Origin of the sequence: uncultured Aquincola sp., from assembly GCF_964001545.1 — a bacterium.
In the GTDB taxonomy this organism is placed as follows: domain Bacteria; phylum Pseudomonadota; class Gammaproteobacteria; order Burkholderiales; family Burkholderiaceae_C; genus Aquincola.
Window position 1 is genome coordinate 1 of record NZ_CAXFDV010000445.1, and the last position, 5,599, is coordinate 5,599.

Below are 5,599 nucleotides of genomic sequence, written 5' to 3' on the forward strand. Positions count from 1 at the left end.
GAAGGCGCCAGCGTGTGGTTCGGCGCCGTGGTGCGCGGCGACCAGCCCGAGCCGGTGCGCATCGGCGCCCACAGCAACATCCAGGAAGGCAGCGTGCTGCATGCCGACCCCGGCAAGCCGCTGACCATCGGCGAGAACGTGACCGTGGGCCACATGGTGATGCTGCACGGCTGCACCATCGGCGATGGTTCCTTGGTCGGCATCGGCGCGGTGGTGCTCAACGGCGCGCGCATCGGCAAGCACTGCCTGGTGGGCGCCGGCTCGCTGGTGACCGAAGGCAAGGAATTCCCCGATGGCTCGATGATCCTGGGCAGCCCCGCCAAGGTGGTGCGTGAGCTCACGCCCGAGCAGATCGCCGGGCTGGAGCGCAGCGCGCGGCACTACGTGGGCAATGGCGAGCGCTTTGCCCGCGGCCTGAAGAAGGTGGGTTGAGCATGGCCACGCTGCCCGAGCACATCCACAGCTACGAACCGCGGCTGGGCCATGGCCTGCCGCACGATCCGTTCAATGCCATCGTCGGTCCGCGCCCCATCGGCTGGGTGGCCACGCACGACGAAGCGGGCCAGCTGAACCTGGCGCCCTACAGCTTCTTCAACGCCTTCAACTACACGCCGCCCATCGTCGGCTTCAGCAGCATCGGCTACAAGGATTCGGTGCGCAATGCCGAGCGCACGCGCCTGTTCACCTGGAACCTGGCCACGCGCCCGCTGGCCGAGGCCATGAACGCCACCTGCGCCGCCGTGCCGCCCGAGGTGAGCGAGTTCGAGCTGGCCGGGCTGACGCCGCGCGCCTCCACCGTGATCAGCGTGCCGCACGTGGCCGAGAGCCCGGTGAACTTCGAGTGCAAGGTCACGCAGATCGTGCAGCTGCAGACGGTGGACGCCACGCCGGTGCCCACCTGGCTGGTGCTGGGCGAGGTGGTGGCGGTGCACATCGACAAATCCTTGCTGGTGGAAGGCGTGTACGACACCGCCGCGGCCCGCCCCATCCTGCGCGGCGGCGGCCCGGCCGACTACTTCGAGATCACGCCTGAAGCGCTTTTCAAGATGAGGCGGCCGAAGTGAAAACGCGGCCCGGCTTCACCCGCGCCGGGCCTGCAGGCACGCAACTTCATCGGTGAAAAGAAACGAAACGCGCCGATACCCGGGCGAGAGGACCGCGGCCACGGCCGCCGGCACCATGGCTTCCATCGCAACCCCTGATGAAAGCCCACGATGAAAGTCTGGATCCAACGGTCCCTGGCCGGCGTGCTCGGCGCTTCGGTCCTCTTCGGCGGCCTGTCGGCCTTCGCGGCTGCCAACGGCGAGCCGGGCCGCCCCGGCTGGGGCCAGCACAGCCCTGAAGAACGCGCCGCGCACCAGGCCAAGATGCTGGAGCGCATTGCCAGCCGCCTGGAGCTGGATGCCGGCCAGAAGGCCAAGCTCGACACCCTGGCCGCCGCGATGAAGGCCCAGCGCGAAGCCATGGGCGGCGCCCCCGGCGGCCCGCGCGCCGAGCTGCAATCGCTGATCACCGGCAACAGCTTCGACCGCAACGGCGCCCAGGTGCTGCTGCAGAAGAAGACGCAGGCGCTGCAGACCAGCGGCCCGCAGCTCATCAACGCGATGGGCGACTTCTACGACAGCCTGCGGCCGGAGCAGCAGCAGAAGGTGCGCGACTTCCTGAACCGGCGCGGTGGCCACCGCGGCCACCATGGCGAGCGCGGCCCGCGCGGCTGATCGCGACAATGGCCGGATGCGACGCCTGCTGCTGATCGACGATGACGAACAACTGGCCGCGCCACTGGCGGCCTTTTTCCGCCGCTTCGACTGCGAGCTGGTGTCGGCCACCACGCCCAGCGCCGGCCTGGCGCTGCTCAAAGAGGGCGGCTTCGATGCCGCCATCCTCGACGTGATGCTGCCGGAGATGGACGGCTTCGAGCTGTGCCGCACCATCCGCAAGCACAGCGACCTGCCCATCGTCATGCTCACCGCCCGCGGCGACGTGATGGACCGCGTGGTGGGCCTGGAACTGGGTGCCGACGACTACGTGCCCAAGCCCTTCGAGCCGCGTGAGCTGCTGGCCCGGCTGCAAACCGTGTGGCGGCGCAGCGGCGGCCGCGGTGCCGCGCCGGCCGCCCCGACCACAGGCCCGAGGGTGATGGCCTTCGACGGGCTGAGCCTGGACCTGGACCGCCGCCAGGCGCTGCGCCAGGGTGAGCTGCTGGACCTCACCGGCACCGAGTTCGAGCTGCTGGTGATGCTGGCGCGCGAGCCGCACAAGGTGTTCAGTCGGGACGAGATCCTGGAGCGCCTGCGCGGCCATGCGGCCGAAGACCTGCTGACCCGCGCGGTGGACATCCTGGTGAGCCGGCTGCGCAAGAAGCTGGAGCCGCTGGACTGCATCCGCACGCTGCGCGGCGTGGGCTATGCCTTTGCCGCGGGGCCGGCTGCGTGACGGCGGTGCCTGAAGCCGCCGCCGGCTGGCGTGGCCGCTGGCAGGGCACCCGACAGCGCCTGGGCCAGTCCTTGCGCTGGCGGCTGATGGCCCTGTTCGTGCTGCTGGCGGTGGCCACGGTCGTGGTCTTTCTCTCGGGCATGCAGCAGTCGATGCGCGGCGGTGGCTGGCGTGAGCTGGCGCGACCGCTGGTGGCGCATTACCTGGACCTGGCCGCCGCCGACCTGGGCACGCCGCCGTCCATCGACAAGGCGCGCCAGATGGTGCAGCGGCTGCCGCTGCGCATCCAGATCGACGGGCCGCAGGTGCACTGGGACTCGCACCCCGAGCGCGCCGCACGGGCCCGCCGCCACGGCCGCGACGACGACGGCGCCGAATGGCAAAGCCGCATGACGGCCGATGGCCACCGCGTCACCTTCCGGCTGGTGCCGCTGCCGCATGAGCGCCGCGCCCGCGGCATCGGCTGGGCCACGCTGGCCTTGCTGCTGCTGCTGGTGGCGCTGGCCTGGCGCGGCGTGAGCAGCCTCTTGCGGCCGATCGAGGGCATACGCGCCGGCGTGCAGCGTTATGGCCAGGGCGACTTCAGCCAGCCGATTGCCGTGCAGCGGCAGGACGAACTGGGCCAGCTGGCCGGGCAGGTCAACACCATGGCCGCCGACCTGCAGCGCATGCTGGAGGCGCAGCGCGGCCTGCTGCTGGCCATCAGCCATGAGCTGCGCAGCCCGCTGACCCGCGCGCGGGTGAACGCCGAGCTGGTGGAAGACGGCGAAGCCCGCGACGCACTGCTGCGCGACCTGGGCGAGATGCGCGACCTGATCAGCGACCTGCTGGACAGTGAGCGGCTCACCGCCGGCCATGCCGCGCTGCAGACCGAGCCCACCGACCTGGCCGCGCTGCTGCGCGAGGTGGCGGCCGACGATGCGGGCCAGCCGCCGCTGCAACTGGACCTGGCCGCCGAGCTGCCGCTGCTGCCGGTGGACCGCAGCCGGCTGCGGCTGCTGCTGCGCAACCTGATCGGCAATGCGCGCCGGCATGCGGCCGGCACGGCCGTGGTGCTGGGCCTGCAGCGCGAGGGCGAGGCGCTGGCGCTGACGGTGCGCGACCACGGCCCGGGCGTCAACGACGAACAGCTGGCGCGGCTGGCCGAGCCCTTCTACCGCACCGACAGCGCGCGCCAGCGCCGCACCGGCGGCGTGGGCCTGGGCCTGTACCTGTGCCGCCTGGTGGCGCAGGCCCATGGCGGTCAGTTGCACATCGAGCGCGCCGAGCCCGGGCTGTGCGTGAAGGCGCTGCTGCCGCTGCACTGAAACCCGTCATCGTGGCGGCCCTGATCTTGCGTAGCATCGCCCACCTGTGAACAACGCACCAAAGGTGTATCAGGTGACACACACAACCGCGCCCTCGCTGTGCATGGCCGCCCTGCTGCTGGCCTTGTCGGGCAGCCCCGCCCACGCCGCCCCGGTCTCGGTGACCGCCTCGGCCTTCAGCGGCACGCTGATCGACTTCAACAGCCTGCCCGACCGCAGCGCCGTGGGCAGCCAGTTCGCGGCCCAGGGCGTCACCGTCACCGGCGGCAGCCTGATCACCAACAACAGCAGCGTGCTGCAGGCCGCCTTCGGCAGCCAGGGCGCCAGCAACTTCGACTACGGCGCGCCTGCCACGCCATCGTGGCTGAGCATCACCTTCACCTTCGCCGATCCGATCATCCGCGTCGGCATGGATCAGCTGTCCAACGGCAGCGAGTTCATCCTCGACGTGTCGCAGGAAGAGATGCTGTTCGACAGCGGCAACACGCCCCGCTTCGTGGGCGTGGAAGACCTGGACGGCTTCACCCAGGTGACCCTGCGGCTGACGAAGGAGAACGACCCGCGCTTTTCCATCGACAACCTGCGCTTCGACTTCGCCGGCAGCGGCGGTGGCAACACCGTGCCCGAGCCCGGCGCGCTGGCGCTGGTGGGCCTGGCGCTGGCCGGCGCCACCGCCGCACGCTGGCGCCGCCGCTCCGCCGTTTGACCCGCCACCCGCTGCCTGCGGTCGTGGCGCCACCGGCCCCCACAGCCTGGAGCCCCGGCATGACGACGCTGCTCACCGACATGCATCCTGCGCCCCGCCCGGCCGCCTGCCTGGTGGGCACCTTCGGCTACCGGGTCGAAGGCGACACCGCCCGCCTCAATGCCGAGGTGGATTGGCGACCCGAGGCCGCCGAGCACAGCCACTGGCGGCTGCAGCTGTGGGCCAGCGCGCTGGATGCACCTTCCGCCCCCGCGCTGGTGGCCGAACTGCCGGTGAGCGTGCCGCTGCACACCCATGGCGAGCCGACCTACGTCGAAGGCTATGTGATGGCGCTGCCTCCGGCCGGCGGCGGGCCGCAAGCCATGTCGCTGCGGCTGGTGGCGCAAGACGCGGGCGGCAGCCTCTGGCTGCACGACGAAGCCCGCTTCGCCCAGCCCGAGCACTTCGTGCAGCCGCGGCTGCAGGGCGTGGCCTGGTCGCCGGTGGCGGCGCAAGGCCTGGCCCTGGTGGTCGACCGCGTGCGCAACCCGCGGCCGGAAGACAACCTCAGTGGCTCCTTGCAGCTGGAGCTGTGGGCGCTGGACCAGCCCTGCCGGGGCGGCCCCTTCAGCGGGCGCTGCATCGCCTCGCTGGCCTTGGGCGCGCTGCCGGGCCAGGCCGAAACCGGCCCGCTGGCCATGCCGGTGGCGGCCACCGAAGCCGATGTGCAGCGCCCCTGGTGCCTGATGCTGCGCGAGTGGACGGCCGTGGGCTACGTCACCCGCGATTGCGCCGAAGTCGCAGCGCCCCACGGGCTGGCAGCGCCGGCGGGTGCGGGCCCGGTGGATGCCGTTCAGCCGGCCGCAGCCGCGCCCATGGACGCGCTTGCCCCGCCGCTGACCGCGCCTGCGGCGCTCCTGCCCCCCGGCGCCGCCCCGCGCCCCGCCACTGGGCGCCCCGTGCCGCCCCAACGCGCACAGCCGCCCCGTTTCGCGGCCCGGGTGATGGCCAACCTGCGCCAGTTGCTGCAGGGCTGAGCCGGCCCCTGCGCCCGCCCCCAGGGCGCCAGCGCCAGCGCCCGCGCGGTCGCCGCGGATCACGCTACTTCGCAGATGAGAATCATTTGCGATAGCATCCGGGTCCTTCCGCCAGCCGCCGCTCGCCCACCGCC

Annotated in this window: 7 protein-coding genes; all 7 read left to right on the forward strand. The window is 71.9% G+C overall.

Features of this window, described 5'->3' with window-relative positions:
* A partial coding sequence (locus tag ABNT58_RS15175) for a gamma carbonic anhydrase family protein (protein WP_348754297.1) occupies nucleotides 1-432 on the forward strand: 432 nt, incomplete at its 5' end.
* Nucleotides 433-434: 2 nt separating this feature from the next.
* On the forward strand, nucleotides 435-1,064 hold the full coding sequence (locus ABNT58_RS15180) for a flavin reductase family protein (protein WP_348754298.1): 630 nt from the start codon (nucleotides 435-437) through the stop codon (nucleotides 1,062-1,064).
* A gap of 150 nt (nucleotides 1,065-1,214) precedes the next feature.
* Nucleotides 1,215-1,718, forward strand: a complete 504-nt coding sequence (locus ABNT58_RS15185; protein ID WP_348754299.1) for a Spy/CpxP family protein refolding chaperone — start codon at nucleotides 1,215-1,217, stop codon at nucleotides 1,716-1,718.
* 16 nt (nucleotides 1,719-1,734) lie between these two features.
* Nucleotides 1,735-2,436 (forward strand): response regulator transcription factor, encoded by a 702-nt coding sequence (locus tag ABNT58_RS15190; protein WP_348754300.1) that lies wholly within the window; start codon nucleotides 1,735-1,737, stop codon nucleotides 2,434-2,436.
* 5 nt (nucleotides 2,437-2,441) lie between these two features.
* Nucleotides 2,442-3,743 (forward strand): HAMP domain-containing sensor histidine kinase, encoded by a 1,302-nt coding sequence (locus ABNT58_RS15195; protein ID WP_348754301.1) that lies wholly within the window; start codon nucleotides 2,442-2,444, stop codon nucleotides 3,741-3,743.
* 73 nt (nucleotides 3,744-3,816) lie between these two features.
* The gene (locus ABNT58_RS15200; protein WP_348754302.1) at nucleotides 3,817-4,449 is read left to right on the forward strand and encodes a PEP-CTERM sorting domain-containing protein; all 633 of its coding nucleotides are present in this window, start codon (nucleotides 3,817-3,819) and stop codon (nucleotides 4,447-4,449) included.
* Between the two features lie 59 nt (nucleotides 4,450-4,508).
* Nucleotides 4,509-5,465 carry a hypothetical protein gene (locus tag ABNT58_RS15205; RefSeq protein ID WP_348754303.1) on the forward strand — a complete coding sequence of 319 codons (957 nt, stop codon included), beginning with the start codon at nucleotides 4,509-4,511 and terminating at the stop codon, nucleotides 5,463-5,465.
* Nucleotides 5,466-5,599 lie beyond the last annotated feature (134 nt).